Here is a 19,238-nt window from a genome sequence, read left to right on the forward strand (position 1 = left end):
GCATGTCCGGGATAGACTCGCTAATCAAGGACTTCTACACCCTACAATCGGGGCTGGTCCCCCAGAATCTTGATAAAATCTACATAGACAGGAAGCTATCCGAGAACGCCATAATAACCAACTATTATACGAGGTATCTGGGCAATGGGAGGTTCTCAGACCTCATAAAATCCGACCTGGACCATGTGTTCACACACCAGGCGCCCCAGCTAAGGCCGATTATCGGCTCGCTGGGCGGTGGCAAATCCACATTGGTGGCAGCTATAGAGAGGATAGCGCGGGAAAGGTACGGCGACCACGCCGCCATAGTAAAGATAAACATGAGTGACTTCCATACGATTGACCCGGAAAGCCTCACCCGCGCCGTATACCAGGAAATAGTCATACAGCTTAAGCCGCATCTAAAGTCAATGATAAAGGAGGCGGGCGAGAAATCGTATACCCCATCCTTCATCACTCCGGAGATTATCGCCAACCTGTGCTCGGAAGACAGGTCGGTTGCAGAAAAGGCCTTCCGCTCGCTGCTGGGCTCGGATAAGAGCAGCAAGGAAGAGATACCTTATATCATCAAAGGCCTGCACGAGTTTATAGTCAACCTCTTTTCGAATACGAATAAGATTCTCATCATCCTGTACGATGAGGTGGACATCTTCGTCAAGCTAAACAAGGATAAGTACCCCTCCACCATAGATAGCTTCACATACACCTTCTTGAGGGACTTCACCGACCCCCACCGAATCGATAAGCGCCCCATCTACGTAGTCTTCACCTGCGAGAGGGAGATGTACGAGTACATCAAGAATAAGTGTGAAAACTTCTACAGGGTAGCATACAACAACGAAATCATAATGAAGCAGTTCTCCGATGAGGAGCTATTCGAGCTTGCGGATAAGATATATGAGAACATCATCGTCCCAATCTTTGAGAATAAGGCCAGGATAAGCCAGTTGCCTAAAAATGACATTCAGGGCATCATCGACGGGATAAAGGCACGGCCCCTCCTCAACGAGACCATACCGGGGTATTTCATAAAAGACTATCTAAACGAATTCATAAAGCGGTACAGGCTCGACTTCGAGCAGGTCAAGAACGCTACGAAGGCTTACGAGGAGAGGGCGTTCGATGAGTTTAAGGGGTATCTAAATAAATTAGGCGGGTGGACTGGCTTTACGAGGAATAAGGTGGTGCAGGGCTACAATTTTGACGGGTATGCAGAAGTGCTAGAGCGAGGAATCCCTGTACGGCGAGCATACGGGGAGTTTACCACGAGTACGGCAAGCCCCGAGAAGGTCGAGAAGTTCATAAACTGGCTAAACAACCTCGAGAAGGCCGGCCAGTTTAGCCAGGAAAAGGGCGATGTCGCCATTTTTATATCTCCTGGAATCTCGCCCAAAGCCGAGGAGAGGGCTAAAGCATACGGCCTCAAATACATACGGTTTTTAAACGGCGTGCCATTGGTTGAAAAGAATAAAGGCTCGTCCGACAGGCTACTTTTAATTAAAAAATCCATACAGAAGCGCTCTGAAGGCTTTTCGAGAAGGAAATTTAAGCATATATTAGCAGATGTGAAGCATGATGTGGCCGGCATTGGCGAGGCGGAGGTTAAGCAGGCGATAAGCGAGATGATCAAGGAAGGCAGCCTAAAAGCAAAAGATGTCTCGATAACGCCCGATACTTATATCAGCTTTAATTTTAGCTCATCTCCCAATTTTGGATGAGGCGTTATGCTGGCGGCCATATTTCAGCGCTGGCCTCTACGACGGCCCACTATTATCCATACATTTTAATGTCATCCAAAAAATATTTTTAAATGACCGGCAACCGTGAGGCCTAAAATTCACTTTTAAAATTACCATTAAATGTAGCATGATCAATTAAGAAAGTATTAAATATTAATATGTTATACCTTAAGCTACAGAAAAACAATACAAGGGGTTAAATCATATACTAAGGGATGGGGATGTAAATGGATTTCGTGGTAAATGAGATAACGAAAAGGTTGTACGAGTATCTGGCAACAGACGTACACGGCATCAGGAGGGTTGTGCTTCAGGCGTTCGTAAAGATGAAGAGCCTGACCGCCGACACGCTTCACAGGATGCTTAGGGAGCGTGGCTTTTGCATCACGCTGAAGCAGGTCACCGCCATGCTGGGGGTCATACACTCCAAGCTCGGAATACTTCACGCCCACAAGAACTCATATGACTCCAGGTACGAGTACAGCCTGAAGGAGAAGTATGAGGGAATTGTGAGGAAGGCCCTGGCATCAATTTAAAATAGCTCCTTTTGTGTTTATTCTTTTTTGTATGGGTATATTTTATGTTTATGTTATAGCCTTTCGTGGGGACGAGTTTTTAATGGTACGCCACGCGAGGCGAGCCTGGGAGATGCCAGGCGGTAAGGTGAACGAGGGTGAGCATGCGGAGGACGCTGCAGTCCGGGAGTTCCAGGAGGAGACCGGATACAGCGTTACTGCGTTAAAATTGCTGGAGGCCGAGGATGATGGGCTGGTCTACGTGGGCAAGGTGGGCGAAAAGCTGCCAATAACGCCCAGCTCGCTCGAGATTGCAGAGGTCGGGTTTTTCAAAGAGCTGCCCCCCGACCTATCATTCCCTCGGGTCGAATACAGGCGCATGCTCGACGTTGCCAGGAAACACTAGGCGAACGCGGCGACGTTTTAAACCACAAGGGACACCAGGTACACCACTACGTTTTAAACCACAAGGGACACCAGGTACACAAAAAAAATTATTTCCTAAAGGGGGCTTCGCCCCTTGGAGACCCCTCAATCCTTGTTAGGCAAATCGTTTGGTTTAATGATAAAAAGAGAAATATCTAATAAATGAAGATAATATCTAATATCTCCTAATAGCAGGGGTCTCTCAGGGGGCGAAGCCCCCTTGAGTAATAAAAATCCTGGTGTTTTTTGTGTACCTTGTGGTGTTAAGGTGAGCCGCGTTTTATCCACCTAATCCTTAAAGCCACACAGCATCATTTCTATAATTCGGGGGCTTTTATTGTACCATCCATCGGGAGTCTATCCGGCAATGCCGACCCCTTTCAAGAAAAATGGGGAACTGGACGAGACCGGCCTGAGAGACCTCGTCATACACCTGGAGAGCGCGGGGGTTAACGGCATCCTCGCAATGGGCACAATAGGAGAGTTTGCAATGATGAGCGAACAGGAACGGAGGAAGGCTGCGGAGATCATCATAGGGGCTTCCAACCGGCTCGAGGTAATAATCAACGCGGGCTACGCATCGACGCGGGAGACGGTCAAGATGGCCTTATTCTTAAAGGATTTAGGCGTGGACGCCATAGTCGCCGTGGAGCCCTACTTTTACCACCCTTCGCCCGCGGGCATGGCCAGGCATTTCCTCGCCATAGCGGAGGAGACGGACATGCCGGTCATTGCGTATAATATCCCGCAATTCTCGGGCAATGGCATCACGCCGGGCATCCTGGACTCCCTTGTGGAGGATGTCAGGATAGTCGGCATCAAGGATAGCGAAGGGGACGCGATGAAGCTGGCGGAGTTCATCAGGAGGGCGCCTCGTGACTTCTCGGTCATGGTCGGCTCTGACCCGCTGGCAGCCTACGGCGTGTGCATGGGCGCAAGGGGCATGATGCTCGGTAGCGCGATGCTCGCGCCCGACGTCTGCATCGAGATGTACAGGGCCGCGCTTGATAGTGACATGAAGAAGGCGTTCTCCTTGCAGAAAAAGCTGAATAATTATATAAAGGCTATGAGGGTCGGTGCCTTCCCGGCTGCGGTTAAGTACATGCTTTCGGCCATGGGGCTTCCCGGGGGCCATGTCCGGCCCCCTCTGGAGGACTTATCGGATAGGGAGAAAAGGATTGCTGATGGCTATTTGAGAGATGCAAGGGCAATGAAGGAGTTGGTCGTGTGAAAGGGCTTTGGGGCAAGCTGATAAGGGCGAACCTGACGAATGGCAGCGTTGAGGTGGAGCGGATAGAGGACGAGGTGGCGAGGAGGTATCCTGGCGGAAAGGCGCTGGCTGCATACTATGCCATAAGGGAGATAAAGAAGGGCGTTGACCCGCTCGGGCCGGATAATATGCTATACCTTTTCACAGGGGCGCTCACGGGCACTCCTGCTCCGCTGGGCAACCGTTTTGTGGCGGCCACGAAGTCGCCTCTTACACATACTTTTACGGATTCCTACGGGGGCGGCTACTGGGGCCCCGAGCTGAAGTTCGCGGGCTACGATGGCATCATCCTGGAAGGCGTATCCTCGGAGCCCGTGCGCATCCACATACAGGATGATGATATAAGGATGATGAGCGCAAAAGGCCTCTGGGGCAAGGATACCTGGGAGACCGAGGCGGAGATTAAAAGGTTGCATGGCCCGACGAAAAAGCCCCTGAAAGTATTGAGCATTGGGCCTGCGGGCGAGCGTAAGGACCTGCTGGCGGCGATCATCGCAGACGCCAGGGCGGCCGCAAGGGGCGGCGTGGGGGCGGTCATGGGCAGCAAGAACCTAAAGGCGATTAGCGTGCTCGGGAGCAAGAGGCCCCCGTTGCATGACCCGAAGACCATGATGCTCCTCGTAAAGGAGCAGAACGCCCGGCTCAACAAGAACCCCTTGACCGCTGAGTCCCTGCGGTACCGGGGGACGGCTAACATCCTCTCCATGGTGAGCGAGGTGGGAGCGCTACCGTACAGGAATTTCTCCGGACAGCAAAACCCCGGGGCGGACAGGATAAGCGGGGAGGCGATGCAGAAGGCGATATGGAATGATGGCAGGAACTGGCACCCGTGCTGGAACTGCGTCGTGAAGTGCACGCACTACCACGTCCTTGAGCAGCAGGGCTTCGAGGGCAAGATTGACGACGGCCCGGAGTATGAGACCACGGCTCTGCTCGGGTCGAATTGCGGCATCAACGACCCGAAGGCCATCGCCCTGGCTGACTACTTGATGGATGGCTACGGCCTTGACACCATATCCGTTGGGGATACCATATCATTTTTAATGGACTGCTACGAGCGGGGGCTTATAGGAAGGGATATGACTAACGGCCTGGACTTGAGGTTTGGCAATCTGGATGCCTGGATGGCCGCACTCAACGCGGCCGGAAGGGGTGAGGGCATCCTGGGCAGGCTTGTGGCGAACGGCTGCCTCAGGGCGGCAGAGGAGATCGGCCACGGAAGCATCGATTTCGCCCCGCAGGTCAAAGGCCAGGAGATCCCCGCGTATGACCCGAGGAGCGGCCAGGGAACCGCGCTTTCCTACGCGAGGTGTGAGAGGGGCGCCGACCACCTTAAGCCGTGGGTTTTTGGCAATGAGTGGCTTTCCTATGAGGAGAGGACTGACCCCTTCTCGACGGCTGATAAGCCGTCTCTGGTTAAGCGTGAAAGCGAGATGTCTGCGCTTCTCGACTGCCTGTGCGTTTGCCGTTTTGCCGCTAATGAGCTGAGCCTGGAGGATGATTTCATGCTTCTGGTGAATGCTGCGACTGGCTTCGGCTATAGTTGGCACGAGTTCCGTGAGGTCGGCGAGCGGGCTGTCAACCTCGCCAGGGCGTTCGGTGCGAGGGAGGGCATGGGAAGGGCTCATGATTCGCTGCCTAAAAGGTTTGAGTCCGAGCCGCTGAAGGAGGGTATGGCGAAGGGCAACGTGGCTAAAGTCAACGACATGCTCTCGAAATACTATGAGCTGTGTGGCTGGGATGAGAATGGCGTCCCTACGCCCGGGAAGCTGCACGAGCTTGGCCTTGATTTCGTCATCGGCCAGCTAAAGGAGGCGGGCGCCACCCCGCAGGCGGCCCGCGCCTAATTTGACCACAGAGGACACAGAGGATATTTACCACGGAGGTTCACAGAGGACACAGAGGATATTTACCACGGAGGTTCACAGAGGACACAGAGGATATTTACCACGGAGGTTCACAGAGGACACAGAGGATATTTACCACGGAGGTTCACAGAGGACACAGAGAGTTACGATGGTTTCTAGGTGGTTGTGTTTTAGGGGGTTGTGATGGTTTTGGAAGCGAGGGGATATCTGTCTTGCGTTGGACTATTCTTTTATGAGACTAGGTAAGTCTTGCAAGCTAGTATCCCCGGACTTGGTGTTTTGTGTGAAGAGTTTAAAGCCTTTGTCCCTTTTGCTCTCTATATTGTTTGGTTTGAGTGGGAGGGATGGGTAGAAGAGATTGTTATACCTGGTGGGGTGTTTGTTGGAGCGTACAAGTATAGAGGATTTTTGTAAATCTCATAAGGCGTTGAGTCCTGACGTGATACTCAAGCTAGGGCGGGTGCCCATGGAGGAGATGAGGGGGAAGTGTAACATGCTGCTCTCATTGTCCGCCCGGCTAGCCCCTGAAGACCTGCTCGTAGAATCATGACCTGAGTATTGATTATCACGACGTCGTGTATAATGGAAGGAAGAGGCGTCTCAGGTATGGGGTGTGCGGCCTCACGGGGAGGAATAGTTTTCTCGCCATGGCAATCCAGCCGTACGAGCAGGGATCGTGTAACGCATTGATGGTGGAAAAACTTCTTGAAGGACTGACAGGCTCTACAAGGAATCACTCCTGGATGGTGTGATGGTCAAGGATTATCTGATGAGGAGCAGGACTGGGGGAAGCCTCGTGGTGAAGATGCACTTCCAGTACGACCCGGGTAACGAGTACAAACTTTATGTTAGCAACCTCGAAGACGTTAATATAGAAGCCCACTACCCCTACCGGTGGAACATCGAGAGTTGTCTCGCCAAGAACATGGTGGACGCAGTGACGAGCAGCACCAGCATGGCCTACCAGATCCTCCTCAAAACAATCAGCCTCATACTCGCCAACCTCTGGAAACTCCTCGTAAAAACAATGCTAGTATACACGACCATGAAAACTACTACTATGAAAACTTTTAAAAGAATGTTAGGAAGCCTCATCCTGGAAGACGAAACATGGAATAGGGCGAAAGAAAGAGGCTAGTAACAACCCGAAACCATAGGACCGGACGTTTAACCCTTTTTCAACTTAGCACAGGCTATCAACCCACACAAAAAAAGAACAGAATCATGCTTTAACGCTTATACAAACAATCACGAAAACCTCCTTTAAAATCGCATAAAAAAGACCAAACCATAACCCAGCAACCACCTAGAAACCATCGTAACTACTGGACACAGAGGATATTTGTTTCCTAAAGGGGGGCTTCGCCCCCCTCAGAGACCCCCTTTTATAGGTCAATCATTTGATATACAATTATTTAGTATATATACAATTATTTAGTATATATACAATTATTTAGTATAATATGGAAGACTCATAATAAAAAAGAATCTCATTTAATAGGTAGAAGGAGGGTCTCTCAGGGGGCGAAGCCCCCTTGAGTAAATAAAAAGCCTCTGTGTCCTTTGTGAACCTCTGTGGTTCAATTTACTCAGTGTCCTTTGTGGTTAATATCCCCTCTGTGGTGAAACCCACGCACTGTGTACATTGCGGTAAAAACACGAGATAACTGCTTTTAAAGCACCCTACATATAAAAAATCCCGCCACTTACTGAAAATGGGGTGATGCTATGAGAATAGGCGTTGTGCACTGGGCGTTTCCGCCCGTTGTGGGAGGCGTGGAGTCACATCTCATCTATCTTTATGGGGAGATGGCCCGCATGGGACACGAGGTATCCTTCCTGACGGCCCCCCACCCTGCGAGAAGGGATGAGGACGTCGGCTGGTGCAGGGTCATCTCAAACGAGCTGATGAGCATAGGCCATCTACTTAAAAAGCCACCGGGGCGGGACGAGGTCGAAGGCATGATCGAGGGCTTCATAGAAAAGGAGGCCCCGGAGATAGTCCACGCTCATAATCTTCATTACTTTTTTCCACACCATGCGGAGGCGCTGGGGCGCCTTTGCAGGAAATATTGCATCCCCGTGGTGTTAACGGTTCATAATTATTGGGGGGATGACCTGTGCAGGCACCTCCTGAGGGACGTCGGCTGGGACATGGTCGTGGCGGTGAGCTATCACCTGAAAAAGTATTGCATCTTCGACGCGGGGCTGCCTCCGGAAAAGGTAGAGGTGCACTATCATGGCATCGACCTGGAGCGGTATAGGGCGCTCGAGGATAGGGAGGCGCTTAAGGCCAGGCTGGGCCTTTCAGGCCGTAAGGTGATATTCCACCCGGCACGGATGTGCGAGATGAAGGGCACGCTGCACAGCATCGAGGCCATTGCCATGCTCAAGGAAAAGTATCGGGACGTCTGCCTGGTGCTGAGCGGCAACGGTGACACGGTGGACTTTGAGAACGAGCGGCCGGCGTTTAAGGCTTGCGTGAAAAAGCTCGTGGAAGGCCTGAAGGTCTCGGATAGCATCCATTTTGTGAGCATTCCTGCGGAGGAGATGCCATTGTACATGAACGCAGCCGACGTGGTCATATATCCAACGGTGCTTCCGCAGGGGGAGGCGTTCGGAATCGCCCCGGTGGAGGCCATGGCCTGCGGCAGGCCGGTCATCGTCACGGACAGCGGAGGCCTGGCCGAGAGCACGCGGCATGGCATAAACGGTCTCGTGCTGGACTGCGACACCTCGTCGCTGACAGCGGAGCTTGCACGTAGCATAGAGTACCTGCTAGAGCACCCGGAGGCCTGCCACTACCTTGGCGAGAACGGCAGGGAGGTTGCTGAGGAGCGTTTCGATTCCAGGAAGATGGCCCTCAGGATGGAGGGGCTTTATGGCCGGCTCGCCCTCGCAAGGCTCGCCTGTAGAGGGGATGCAGAGGCCCCGCATGAGGCTAAAAAACAAGGCTACAATCGGGCAGAAGTGCTTTTTATGCAGGGTATCTATAAAAAAGCCCAATGAAAAATGGTATAGGGTGATGCTGTGAAAATAGGCGTAATGCACTGGGCGTTCCCGCCCGTCGTGGGAGGGGTTGAGTCGCATCTCATATACCTTTATGAGGAACTCACTCGAATGGGGCATAAGGTCGCCTTCCTCACCTCCCCTCACCCGGAGAGGGATGAGGGCGATTACCCGTGGTGTAAGATAGTTTCTGATGACTACATGTCCATCCGCTATTGTTTGGGCGAGGCGGGAGCGGAGAGGCGTATGCGGGTCTACGAGATGATGGAGCGCTTCATAGCGGGCGAAGAGCCGGACATAGTCCACGCCCACAACTTCCATTACTTCGTCCCTGACCACGCCCTATGCCTCGGTGCCCTCTCCAGGAAGTATGGGCTGCCGATCGTGCTCACGATACATAATTACTGGGAGGATGACCTTTGCAGGCGCCTCCTGCGGGACGTCGGCTGGGATAGGATAGTGGCGGTCAGCTATCACATTAAGCGCCCCTGCATCTTCGACGCAGGCGTGCCGCCGGACAGGGTAGAGGTACATTACCATGGGGTGAGGCTGGATAGATACCGCATGGTGGGCGATAGGGAAGCTCTCAAGGAAAGGCTCGGCTTGAAGGGTAGGCGCGCGGTCCTTCACCCTGCCAGGGCTTGCCAGTCGAAGGGCTCGCTGCATAGCATCATGGCCATTGCCATGCTCAAGGAAAAGTATCGGGACGTCTGCTTGCTGTTGAGCGGCAGCGGGGACTCGGTGGACTTCGATAATGAGAGAGAGTCCTTTAAGTCAGAGGCGGCATCCCTCATAGAAAGGCTTGGGGTGGAGGACAACGTCGTGTTCATAAACGCTAGGGGAGACGAGATGCCATTGTACATGAACGCAGCCGACGTGGTCATATATCCAACGGTGCTTCCGCAGGGGGAGGCGTTCGGAATCGCCCCGGTGGAGGCCATGGCCTGCGGCAGGCCGGTCATCGTCACGGACAGCGGAGGCCTGGCCGAGAGCACGTCTCATGGAATCAATGGCCTGGTCATAGAGAGAGACCCGGATACGCTTGCGGAGAGGCTCTCGAAGTGCATCGACCTCCTGCTGAGCGACGTGGAGCTAGCCGAGTACCTCGGGAGAAATGGAAGGGAGATCGCAGTCGAGCGGTTCGATTCCAGAAAAATGGCACTGAAGATGGAAAGGCTTTATCACAGGCTGGTCAGCGGCCACGTAACGCGGGGCAGTGTGAGGGTGGATGCGAGCGCTGCCAGGCCTCTATCCTAAGCTTATGGATGGGACGATAGTCATCAACGAAGGCACGACCTTCATGGTCACAGATACGAGCGGCAACGTGCCGAGAGGCACCCCCCTCGGCCTGTTCAGGTCGGACACCAGGTACTTGAACCTTTACCTGCTGCAGATTGACGATAAGGAGCTCATACCCCTCAGCTTTACCAGGAAGGGCTACATAGCAAATATTTCCCTGACCAACCCTGCGCTAAAGGGCGAAAAGCAGGACATTCCGGAGGGCACGCTGCACATCCTCCGCACCATGTTCATCAGCACCAACTTTTATGAGAAGATGTTCGTGAAGAACACCAACCCCTTTCCGGTAAAGCTGAAGCTGTCGCTGTCCTACGACACGGATTTCAGGGACATCTTCGAGGTGAAGGGGGTGAGCGTACACAGGAAAGGCCTCAGGGCCATCATCGAGGGGGAGGAGGGCAAGAACATCATACTACGATATGAGGGGCTTGACAACGTCATCAGGCGCACGGAGTTTTACTTTAAGCCCACCCCCCAGATATACTGGGATACTGCGCTATTCAACGTAGAGCTGGCGCCTTATGAGACGAAGGAGATAGACGTGGAGGTGGTCATGACGCTTGGCGGCGTCCCGGTGATAAGGCAGGAGTACGTCGAGGCTAAGAAGGAGATCGAGGAGTCCTACGATAGGTGGCAGCGTGGCCTTACCCAGATATCGACGGATAATGAGATGATGAATAACATTATAGATACGTGTATAGTTGATTTGCGCTCGCTTATCATTAATACCAAGAAGGGCCTTCTGGTGCCCGCCGCCGGCATACCATGGTATGATACCATTTTCGGCCGGGACAGCCTGATAACCTGCTTCCAGACGCTGATGCTGAACCCCTCCCTGTCGGCGTCCACGCTCCGCTTTTTGACGCTTTACCAGGGCACTAAGGTGGATACGTGGACCGACGAGCAGCCCGGGAAGATACTGCATGAGATACGGGAGGGCGAGCTTGCCAACCTTCACCATATACCGCATACGCCCTATTACGGCACCGTCGATGCGACGCTGCTATACCTAATACTTCTATCCGAGTACTACCGATGGACGGGGGATACGGGCCTGCTCTCGGATATCAGGTATGGGGCGGAGGCGGCGGCCCGGTGGATGGATGACTATGGAGATATAGACAGGGACGGATTCGTCGAGTATATCCGCATGTCAGAGCGTCTCGGCCTCCAGAACCAGGGCTGGAAGGACTCGCACAATTCCATCGTGTTCTCGGACGGCAGGCTTGCCGCACCCCCGATTGCGCTCTCCGAAGTGCAGGGCTACGCTTATGACGCTAAAAGAAGATATGCCGAGCTATACCCTGATGACGGGTCCGGCAAAAGGCTCGCCTCGGAGAGCGTGAGGCTCAAGGAGAAATACGACGAGGCCTTCTGGCTTCCCGAGAAGGGCTTTTATGCCGAGGCGCTGGACAAGGATAAGCGCAGGGTTGACTCCATCACCAGTAACCCGTGCCACGGCTTCTGGTCGGGCATACTCGCCCCGTCCAGGGCGGAGGCTTTAGCAAAGCGGATCATGGAGCCTGACATGTACTCGGGGTGGGGTATACGGACCCTCGCCTCGAGCGAGGCGGCCTACGACCCGCAGAGCTACCATAACGGGTCGGTGTGGCCGCACGATAATTCCATAATCGCCTGGGGCCTTAAGAAGTACGGCTACTCGGAGGAGGCTAATACTATAATAACCTCGCTTATCCAGGCATGTAAGTACTTCGATTATCGCCTGCCAGAGCTATTCTGCGGGTATCCGAGAAAGGAGAGAGAGGCGCCCATGATCTATCACTCTACCTGCAGCCCCCAGGCCTGGGCGTCCGGCAGCATTATCCTGTTTATCCAGACCATGCTCGGATTGTACCCGGACGCCTCTAAGAACGTTCTATACGTTAAGCCAACCCTGCCCGACTGGCTTAGCATCGTCACGGTAAAGAACATGATGGTCGGCGGCGAGAAGGTCAGCATCGAGTTCAAGCGCGTGAAAGGCGTGACCACGTTTGAGGTCATAGGCAAGGCTGGCAAGATAAAGGTGGAGCCGCTTTAGGCTGCCTTGAAGAATGGCTCCCTGATGCTTACTGCACGCTTTAAGGCGTTCTCGAGCTCCTCATCGCTCAGGCCTCTCACGTCCACGAGGTTGTCGTTCCTGAGCAGGCATGGCTTGAGCTTGAAGTCAGACGTGACCCTTAAACGGTTACAGTTCATGCAGAACTCGGAGTTATCGATGGGCCTGACGACCTCGACCTCGGCTCCCTGGATGAAGTACTTGGCCCTGCGGTGCATCTCCCGGTACACGCACCTGTCCGCCATCGCCTTTAGCGACCTTTCGAGCGTCGACACGTCCGCGTGGCGCTCGAAGGCGCCGTTAAAGTCCATCAGCTCTATCACCTGGAGTATGAGAGGCCTGCCCCTGATGAAGCCCATCATCCGCTCTACCTCGTCCTCGTTTATGCCCTTGAGGTAGACCATGTTGAGCTTTACTGGCGTCAGCCTCGCGTCGATGGCCGCTTCAATGCCTTCCAGCACGCTCTCGAGCTTTCCCTTGCGCCGGGTTATGCTGTCGAACCTTTCGCCGTCGAGCGAGTCAAGGCTGATGTTGACCCGGTTGAGGCCAGACTCCTTTAGCCGCTGCGCCCTGCCCGCGAGCAGCGTGCCGTTGGTGGTAAGGGAGACATCCTTCAGCGGCGGCAATGCCATTAATATATCCTCCAGGTCTTTTCTCAATAATGGCTCTCCGCCCGTAAGCTTGACGCGGTCCACTCCGTACTTCGAGGCGATGCGCACGAGACGGGCGACCTCGTCTACGGTGATCTCATCCCCGAACCCCCGCTCTCCCTCGGCGTGGCAGTAGATGCACTTAAGGTTACACCTCTGGGTGAGCGATATCCTGAGGCTTGATACCTTTCTTCCATAAGGGTCAACGAGGGGTCCTTGCATCTAATGATAGTAGATTCATGGCATTATCAATCTTTTGCCATATACAAAAAATAATATGTAATCTAGTTTGATTGACGCGTACGTCGATGATGCCCGTCCTGGCGGGAGCTATACAGGGCGGCGATATCAGGCGCTGATGGGGCAGGGCGTGAAGCACAGGGCGGTGAGGCCAAACCCTATAGCCCCAAGAACAGCCCTTGGAAGGCCTATACTCTCCTCATCTTCGAGGGGACGGGGGTGCTCAGCGCTGCCTATCAATGCCGTGAATAGCCCCCAGAATATCCACATGCCTCCTTGCGCCCCCATGATAAAGGTCGTATACATGCCAAACGCCATGATGACCGCGGGCAATGCCCTCGATAGCTTATCCGCCCACCGCCCCAGCATAGCGCGGGCCACATGGCCGCCATCAAGCTGGCCGACGGGTATCATGTTGAGGACGGTCACCAGCATTCCAACCCACCCCGCGAACGCTATCGGGTTAATGCTTTCGAGGCTCGTCCCCGGCCGGACGATCCCCGCCAGGAAATCGAACAGCAGAGGCGTCTGAAGCTGGAAATAGGTGGCGTCCTCCGGCTCAATGGCCGGGGCGGGCAGCATCAGGCCTATAACCGTGATAGCGATGGCAACTGCCAGCCCGACCAGCGGCCCCGAGATGCCCACGTCGAACAGCGCCTTCCTGTTCGGCACCGGCCCCTTTTGCCTTATTATGGCACCCATCGTGCCGATGGGCGGAACGGGGAATGGTATAAAGTAAGGCAGGGTCGCGTTGATGCCATTCATCCTGGACACCACATAGTGGCCCAGCTCGTGGGAGCCGAGGACTGCCATGATGGCCAGAGCGAACGGCAGCCCTTTATAGAGCAGAAGCGGCTCGCTAAAGACGTCCACGCCATACATCATGGCGCCCGTGAACGTGGTGGTAATGACGGTCGCGATGCAAAGGGCCGCGTTTATCCATATATTCTCAGGCTTCGCAGCCCTTATGACCAGCACAGTTTCCCCGAGACGTTGCTCTAATACGGCCTCCTTTTTACGCCTGGAAAAATGAGGGTAAAGGCTGCCATAGAGGGTGGCTGTATCTACCAGGGGCTCGCCGAACAGCAGGTCGGCATCCCCAGTTTCCACGGTTTCGTAAAAGTTGAATACCTTTTTTATCGTATCCAGGTCTGCCTGATCCAGCATTATACCTCGACCGTTCCCGATGTGCCGTCCACCGTGACGGCCATGCCGTCCTTTATCGCTTCCACCGGGTTCACGCTTAGGCTATCTACCATTGGTATGCCCGATATTATCGCTCCGACCGCGACGATGGGCTCGGACCTGACGTTTACTATCGCCGCCGGGGCTACGCCGTTCTTCTTTAGCTGATACATGACATATGAGCCGACCGTCGAGCCCTTGCCGCCTGGAAATACGAGCACCTTTCCCTTAACGTTCTTGCCATACAGGGCATGGCCCCTCTCAATTACGTCCCCAGTCTTGGGGTCCACACCGCCTAAAAACGAGATAGGGTCTTTTGAGACGAGCGCTAACCCCATCGCCCTTCCCTTGGAGATTGTGCGCCCTTTATAGATCATCGCATCACCTGCACGCCTCTTCAATGCATTCCTCTGTTGTGCCCAAAACGGCGTCCACTCCGCACATGGATGGCACGTACTTCAACGCCTTTCCAGAGTTGACCATCATCCGCCTGAAGCGGCTGGCCGCCGGGGATACGACCATGCACGTATCATAGATGACCCTGATGCCGTGCCGCCTTAGCTCGTCCACTATAGCTTTGTTTTTAGCCCCGAGTGAGCGGCCAACGCACACCCATACCTCTTTTTTAACGTGTCGCCCATTCAGGGCTGTCAGAATAGCCTCCAATTCTTCCTTTGATGCGTGAGGGCAGCCTAACGCTATCAGGTCCGGCTCCGCCTGTCCACCCATGAGCTTTCTGACGCCTCCCATGTCGACTTCAATCTTGTTCCTGGGCAGGAAATACCGCTTCGGCACCTCCCAATCATCCTCGCTGGCCAGCTCCTGGCGCTCCACCTCCATCCTGTCCGGGGGCAGGATGTATTGCTCTGGCGTCACGTGGAGCACGTGGAATAGCGCGACAGAGCCCGAGGCCGCAAGCGCGGCTCCGAGGTGCTTAAGCTCGTCCTCCGTTGGCGTGCCTTTCAAGTCGAATATCGGTATGCCGTCGCCCACCCTGGGGCCTACCACGTAGCCCAGCGCTCCATATTCTACACCGTGGATAGGCTCTTTGACCCTGACAGTTACTGTAGGATAGCGATTTTCCCGGATGTGAAGGCCGTAGTTGGCAGTCTTTCCCACGAGCGCTGCGGCCAGCGCCGATGGCCCGCCTTCCCTGTTCGTTCGGGCGCCCAGCACGGAGTTTGCGTAGCACACTGCTGACGACTCTGACCACGCTAAATGGTCTCCAAACTTCGGGCGCTCAAGGTAGTATGGGGTACAGGTGCACTCGGCCTTTATGCCCAGCTTTTCATACGCTTTCAGGATCTGCTCCTGCTTTTCGGCGAATTGCCTGTCTATGCCCATGTCTGCCCATGCGTCGCGGTCCATGCCCATTGGGTTCAGGACTGCGGGCACTGCTGCCTTGCCTTCCAGGCTCTCGATCCATTCGAGGCCAGCGTCGCCTATGGTCTTGTACGAGACGCCCGCGATCTGGGCGCTTTTCACCGGTATCAGCCTGTCTGCGCCATAAATGTCGCCGAGCGCCACGAGTATCTCCATCATCTTTTGTAGCGTGGGGCCATGTTCGCCATTATAGATCGCTTCTTCTTCCTTCGTCAGGTACATAAAAAATTCTGATAAGACTTGTGATTTGCTCCCATAAACTTTTTGCTTTTAATGCTGTGTTTAGCTTTTATCTTATTGAATAATGGATGGACTGAATGGGGGAGGGGGCTTCGCTCCGCCCCCCTTCAGGGGTGCGAGGCAGGCATGGGAGGTAAAAGGAATTCCGTCCTCGCATCCACATAGGCTCTTGGTGGTACATCATAAGACATGGCTTATGAGAAGGATGCAGAAAGGGCCGGAGCCTTTTAGCGTTTTTAAGGGGGGGGGTTAGGCGCCCCGGCCCTGCCGCATTCTGGTGATATCTTCTGCTCACAACACAACTACGCCCTGGAACAACCCAAAGGCAATAAACAATAGCAATGGCTTGTATATATACTTTTTCGTTTAAAGTGAAAAAAATAGCTTACTCAACCGCTAACGATTAAAAAAATTTACCTGGCAACCCGCTGACGATTCGCCATCCACTTACCATACCGCTCCTGAAGGTCCTTACCAATCGTCTGAACGTTACCGCAATCATCGCACACGGCAAACTTCTTGCCCTCGGACTCGAACACGACGATCTTAACCTTATGGCTCGAGCACTTCTGGCATACCAGCTGCTTCAGCTCAAACCCTCCGGTTTTTCAGCTGGCCACCCTGGGCTCGTCAAGCACTCTTTCCTCGCTTTTATAGTCCTCGATGAGCATGTTGACGATCTGCTCGGGCTCCATGTCGCCAAGGTCCGCGCGCTCCAGGTACTTTATAACGTTCTTTATCTGCTCGGCATCCCGCTTTGGCAGGTTTGCCACCGCATTGTTGATGGCCAGCTTCAAATCCGGGGTGAGCTTTTTAACCCGCTTACCGTCAAGCTCGCTGGTGTCGACTACTATTCCGATGCCGAGCACGAAACGGTACGGGTAGGTCACCTCGCTATGCCAGGACTGGCGCGTCTTAAGGACGTTCATCATGCGGTTACCCGTGCCGGGCACTGTGAAAATGCGGACGATGTTATCCGCCAGGTACATGGGGATGACAGTCTCTTCGCCGCCCTCGCCGCTATACTCCTCGATCGTGCTCAACACGGTGCCCACCTTCTTGGTCTCTTTAAAAAGCTGGGAGATGAGCATGCGCTGCTCGTACTTATCATCGAAGGCCCATATGACGGGCGTGAGCGGGTCGATGGCGATGCGGGCGCTCGAGCCCTTCCAGTCGTCCACGAATTCGGGCATCTCCTCCTTGATAAAGTCGGCTAGATCCTTGCCCGCGGCCTCGAGGAAGACCAGGGAGCTGTTCTCCACGTAGGCGCCTATGTCTTCCCAGCCCATGCTCCTGGCCTCGGCCATGATCTGCTCCTTCGATTCCTCCAGAGTAATGTATATTGCTTCATTTCCGAGTTCCAGGCCTTTCCTTATAAACTGTAGGGCCATCGTGGTCTTTCCGGTGCCGGCCGAGCCGACGAGGATGCTTGCCGAGTGTTCGTTGAACCCTCCGTCAAGGAGGTCGTCCAATCCTAGTATACCAGTCTTAATCTTCTTCATTATTTCACCTTGCGGCCCATCGGGGCTGGTTTTTCTCTAGCGTGAACCTGATGACATCGTTGGCAACGTTATCGCCGAAGTGGTTGGTGATATTCCCGACGAGGTCGTAGGCGAGGACTTTCAGCTCGTCGGGGCTCTTGCGCGTTATTCTCTCGAACTCTTCCTTCGTTAGCTCTCCCACACTAAGGTGGCTTCCTATCAGGTCTCCTACCATTTTTATCTCCAGCATGATGGATAGCATGTCATAGTCCTTCTCTAGCAGGCAGCCGATGATGGCGTTATCCGCATTATAAAGGACTACTGCGCCCTCTTCTGTCTCGAAGACGACCCTGCGGAGGGGGGAGCTTCGCATCCCGTTGATGGCCTGCACGGCCTTTTTCACGAGCTGCATGAGGGCGCTCTCCTTTTGCCTGGGCATGTTCTTGTTGAAAAGCTGCGTGATCACGTCGCCATTCCTGGAAGTGACTATGGCGCCAAGCGCGCCTTTTTTATCGAGCAAGCCCCTGAGGTCTCTCTCGACATTGTTCTTCCAGTTGCCTCTTTTTAATGCGGATACCTTTTCCATGCCATGCCTCCGGAGCTCAAACAATTACTATTTTTTAGTAATTATTTTTATACGAAATAAAGCTTTCTACGCCTTACGATCTTTTTAGCGCCAGGCATATGAAGTATTATATTTTGTTTAACATATAAAAAATTTTGGTTGGGCGCACCATGCTCCGCCAAAAATACAGCTAAAGCAAAGGGTTTATGGGTTATGACCGATATTTTACGCTTTTACAGGAGATGGTGGTATTACTAAGCTGATAGAGGCAGCCAGGGTGGCTATGAGGGACGTCCTGGGGCTCAGGGAAGGGGAAGAGGTGCTCATCGTCACCAACTTCGAGGGCGACGTGTTCCCTGTGGCGCGGGCCGTGTTTGAAGTCACGAGGGAGATGAAGGGCAGGCCAACCATGGCCATACAGGGGATGAAGACTATTTATGATTATGCCGAACGTCTCGTTTTGGAGGCGATAAGGGCGGAGCCGGACATTATAGTCTCACTATCGGCCAATAAGATGGGTAAAGACCCTTATGGGCTTACGATAGGCTATGTTGGCAGAGACGGCAAGAAGTATGATCATGTGTTTGACTTGTTGATGGATGGCGATAAGAGGATCAGGGGGTTCTGGTCGCCTACAACGACAGTCGAGATGTTCGAGCGGTGCGTGGCGCTGGACTATGGAGAGATGCAGGCCACAGCTGCCAGGATTAAGGGCGCCCTTGAAGGCGCGGATGAAATACACGTAACTTCCCCTGCGGGGACCGATGTTTATATATCGGTTAAGGGCCGCAAGGCTTTCCTCGATGACGGCAACTTCAGGCTTCCCGGGCAGGGCGGTAACCTGCCGGCCGGCGAGGTGTTCATTTCCCCTGCTATTGCGAGCGCGAGGGGCACCATCGTGTTCGATGGCACCATTGACCTCGTCCCGAACGCGGTAATTCCCAAGAAGCCGGTGAAGGTCACGCTTAAGGATGGCTATGTGGATAAGGTGACGGGCGGCGAGGAGGCAAAAGCGCTGCTCAAGGTCATCAGGAAGGGCGAGCAGATGGCACGTGAGAAAAGCCTCAAGGCGGAAGAGCGCAACGCCAGGCACATCGGCGAGCTGGGAATCGGGATTAACTACAAGGCCAGGATGACCGGCAACCTCCTGGAGGACGAGAAAGTGGGCAAGACGGTGCACTTTGCCATCGGCTCTAACTATGATAACGACGCCAAAGCCCTCATCCATCAGGATTGTCTGGTCCTGAAGCCCTCAATGTGGGTTGATGGCAGGCAAGTGATGAAGGACGGCAGGCTTCTCATCTAAATTTTA

The 19,238-nt window shown here is 53.9% G+C and carries 19 protein-coding genes; 12 read left to right on the top strand and 7 right to left on the bottom strand.

What is annotated here, in order from left to right; translation table 11 throughout:
* Nucleotides 1-2 precede the first annotated feature (2 nt).
* The 11 genes from MTC_RS06060 to MTC_RS06100 all read left to right on the top strand — a co-directional run bounded on the left by MTC_RS06060 (nt 3) and on the right by MTC_RS06100 (nt 12,164).
* A complete protein-coding gene (locus MTC_RS06060) occupies nt 3-1,718 on the top strand; it encodes a hypothetical protein (protein ID WP_143767087.1) in 1,716 nt (571 codons plus the stop codon).
* Nucleotides 1,719-1,966: 248 nt separating this feature from the next.
* Complete coding sequence (locus MTC_RS06065) at nt 1,967-2,275, top strand: DUF2551 domain-containing protein (RefSeq protein WP_014405811.1); 309 nt, start codon at nt 1,967-1,969, stop codon at nt 2,273-2,275.
* Between the two features lie 82 nt (nt 2,276-2,357).
* On the top strand, nt 2,358-2,660 hold the full coding sequence (locus MTC_RS06070; protein ID WP_237705993.1) for an NUDIX domain-containing protein: 303 nt from the start codon (nt 2,358-2,360) through the stop codon (nt 2,658-2,660).
* A 357-nt stretch (nt 2,661-3,017) separates the two neighbouring features.
* Nucleotides 3,018-3,911, top strand: a complete 894-nt coding sequence (locus MTC_RS06075; RefSeq protein ID WP_014405813.1) for a dihydrodipicolinate synthase family protein — start codon at nt 3,018-3,020, stop codon at nt 3,909-3,911.
* A complete protein-coding gene (locus MTC_RS06080; protein WP_014405814.1) occupies nt 3,908-5,797 on the top strand; it encodes an aldehyde ferredoxin oxidoreductase family protein in 1,890 nt (629 codons plus the stop codon). Before MTC_RS06075 ends, MTC_RS06080 begins: the two co-directional genes overlap by 4 nt.
* A 448-nt stretch (nt 5,798-6,245) precedes the next feature.
* Nucleotides 6,246-6,368 carry a hypothetical protein gene (locus MTC_RS13735; RefSeq protein WP_272941601.1) on the top strand — a complete coding sequence of 41 codons (123 nt, stop codon included), beginning with the start codon at nt 6,246-6,248 and terminating at the stop codon, nt 6,366-6,368.
* 25 nt (nt 6,369-6,393) lie between these two features.
* Nucleotides 6,394-6,570 carry a hypothetical protein gene (locus MTC_RS13305; RefSeq protein WP_158308498.1) on the top strand — a complete coding sequence of 59 codons (177 nt, stop codon included), beginning with the start codon at nt 6,394-6,396 and terminating at the stop codon, nt 6,568-6,570.
* Nucleotides 6,570-6,956 (top strand): hypothetical protein, encoded by a 387-nt coding sequence (locus MTC_RS06085; RefSeq protein WP_014405815.1) that lies wholly within the window; start codon nt 6,570-6,572, stop codon nt 6,954-6,956. The genes MTC_RS13305 and MTC_RS06085 overlap by 1 nt, the downstream gene beginning before the upstream one ends.
* Nucleotides 6,957-7,546: 590 nt before the next feature.
* Entirely contained in the window at nt 7,547-8,827 is a 1,281-nt protein-coding gene (locus MTC_RS06090; RefSeq protein WP_014405816.1) for a glycosyltransferase family 4 protein, read from the top strand.
* A gap of 21 nt (nt 8,828-8,848) precedes the next feature.
* Nucleotides 8,849-10,084, top strand: a complete 1,236-nt coding sequence (locus MTC_RS06095) for a glycosyltransferase family 4 protein (RefSeq protein WP_048189088.1) — start codon at nt 8,849-8,851, stop codon at nt 10,082-10,084.
* Nucleotides 10,056-12,164 carry an amylo-alpha-1,6-glucosidase gene (locus MTC_RS06100; RefSeq protein ID WP_014405818.1) on the top strand — a complete coding sequence of 703 codons (2,109 nt, stop codon included), beginning with the start codon at nt 10,056-10,058 and terminating at the stop codon, nt 12,162-12,164. Before MTC_RS06095 ends, MTC_RS06100 begins: the two co-directional genes overlap by 29 nt.
* On the opposite strand, the gene moaA is transcribed toward MTC_RS06100, so the two are convergent.
* The 7 genes from moaA to MTC_RS06130 all read right to left on the bottom strand — a co-directional run bounded on the left by moaA (nt 12,161) and on the right by MTC_RS06130 (nt 17,947).
* Nucleotides 12,161-13,054, bottom strand: a complete 894-nt coding sequence (gene moaA / locus MTC_RS06105; RefSeq protein ID WP_014405819.1) for a GTP 3',8-cyclase MoaA — start codon at nt 13,052-13,054, stop codon at nt 12,161-12,163. The genes MTC_RS06100 and moaA overlap by 4 nt on opposite strands.
* A 126-nt stretch (nt 13,055-13,180) precedes the next feature.
* Complete coding sequence (locus MTC_RS06110; protein WP_014405820.1) at nt 13,181-14,239, bottom strand: site-2 protease family protein; 1,059 nt, start codon at nt 14,237-14,239, stop codon at nt 13,181-13,183.
* The gene (locus MTC_RS06115) at nt 14,239-14,634 is read right to left on the bottom strand and encodes a DUF126 domain-containing protein (protein WP_014405821.1); all 396 of its coding nucleotides are present in this window, start codon (nt 14,632-14,634) and stop codon (nt 14,239-14,241) included. Before MTC_RS06115 ends, MTC_RS06110 begins: the two co-directional genes overlap by 1 nt.
* Nucleotides 14,635-14,638: 4 nt before the next feature.
* Nucleotides 14,639-15,862, bottom strand: coding sequence for an aconitase X (locus tag MTC_RS06120; RefSeq protein ID WP_014405822.1), 1,224 nt, complete (start codon nt 15,860-15,862; stop codon nt 14,639-14,641).
* 431 nt (nt 15,863-16,293) lie between these two features.
* Nucleotides 16,294-16,419 (bottom strand): hypothetical protein, encoded by a 126-nt coding sequence (locus MTC_RS13740; protein WP_272941602.1) that lies wholly within the window; start codon nt 16,417-16,419, stop codon nt 16,294-16,296.
* A gap of 69 nt (nt 16,420-16,488) precedes the next feature.
* A complete protein-coding gene (locus MTC_RS06125; protein WP_014405823.1) occupies nt 16,489-17,382 on the bottom strand; it encodes an RAD55 family ATPase in 894 nt (297 codons plus the stop codon).
* Between the two features lie 4 nt (nt 17,383-17,386).
* Nucleotides 17,387-17,947: a roadblock/LC7 domain-containing protein gene (locus MTC_RS06130; protein ID WP_014405824.1), complete on the bottom strand. Its 561-nt coding sequence runs from the start codon at nt 17,945-17,947 to the stop codon at nt 17,387-17,389.
* A gap of 262 nt (nt 17,948-18,209) precedes the next feature.
* Here MTC_RS06130 and MTC_RS06135 point away from each other — a divergent pair, with 262 nt between their 5' ends.
* Nucleotides 18,210-19,232, top strand: a complete 1,023-nt coding sequence (locus MTC_RS06135) for an aminopeptidase (protein ID WP_014405825.1) — start codon at nt 18,210-18,212, stop codon at nt 19,230-19,232.
* Nucleotides 19,233-19,238 lie beyond the last annotated feature (6 nt).

It is taken from the genome of Methanocella conradii HZ254 (assembly GCF_000251105.1).
Classification (GTDB): Archaea; Halobacteriota; Methanocellia; order Methanocellales; family Methanocellaceae; genus Methanocella; species Methanocella conradii.

What these genes read in the sequence shown, in the direction of transcription:
- MTC_RS06065 (WP_014405811.1), top strand. Translation starts at nt 1,967, where the DNA reads ATGGATTTCGTGGTAAATGAGATAACGAAAAGGTTGTACGAGTATCTG.
- MTC_RS06100 (WP_014405818.1), top strand. Translation starts at nt 10,056, where the DNA reads ATGCGAGCGCTGCCAGGCCTCTATCCTAAGCTTATGGATGGGACGATA.
- MTC_RS06125 (WP_014405823.1), bottom strand. Translation starts at nt 17,382, where the DNA reads ATGAAGAAGATTAAGACTGGTATACTAGGATTGGACGACCTCCTTGAC.
- MTC_RS06090 (WP_014405816.1), top strand. Translation starts at nt 7,547, where the DNA reads ATGAGAATAGGCGTTGTGCACTGGGCGTTTCCGCCCGTTGTGGGAGGC.
- MTC_RS06135 (WP_014405825.1), top strand. Translation starts at nt 18,210, where the DNA reads ATGAGGGACGTCCTGGGGCTCAGGGAAGGGGAAGAGGTGCTCATCGTC.
- MTC_RS06070 (WP_237705993.1), top strand. Translation starts at nt 2,358, where the DNA reads ATGGTACGCCACGCGAGGCGAGCCTGGGAGATGCCAGGCGGTAAGGTG.
- MTC_RS06060 (WP_143767087.1), top strand. Translation starts at nt 3, where the DNA reads ATGTCCGGGATAGACTCGCTAATCAAGGACTTCTACACCCTACAATCG.
- MTC_RS06115 (WP_014405821.1), bottom strand. Translation starts at nt 14,634, where the DNA reads ATGATCTATAAAGGGCGCACAATCTCCAAGGGAAGGGCGATGGGGTTA.
- moaA (WP_014405819.1), bottom strand. Translation starts at nt 13,054, where the DNA reads ATGCAAGGACCCCTCGTTGACCCTTATGGAAGAAAGGTATCAAGCCTC.
- MTC_RS06130 (WP_014405824.1), bottom strand. Translation starts at nt 17,947, where the DNA reads ATGGAAAAGGTATCCGCATTAAAAAGAGGCAACTGGAAGAACAATGTC.
- MTC_RS06120 (WP_014405822.1), bottom strand. Translation starts at nt 15,862, where the DNA reads ATGTACCTGACGAAGGAAGAAGAAGCGATCTATAATGGCGAACATGGC.
- MTC_RS06110 (WP_014405820.1), bottom strand. Translation starts at nt 14,239, where the DNA reads ATGCTGGATCAGGCAGACCTGGATACGATAAAAAAGGTATTCAACTTT.
- MTC_RS06085 (WP_014405815.1), top strand. Translation starts at nt 6,570, where the DNA reads ATGGTCAAGGATTATCTGATGAGGAGCAGGACTGGGGGAAGCCTCGTG.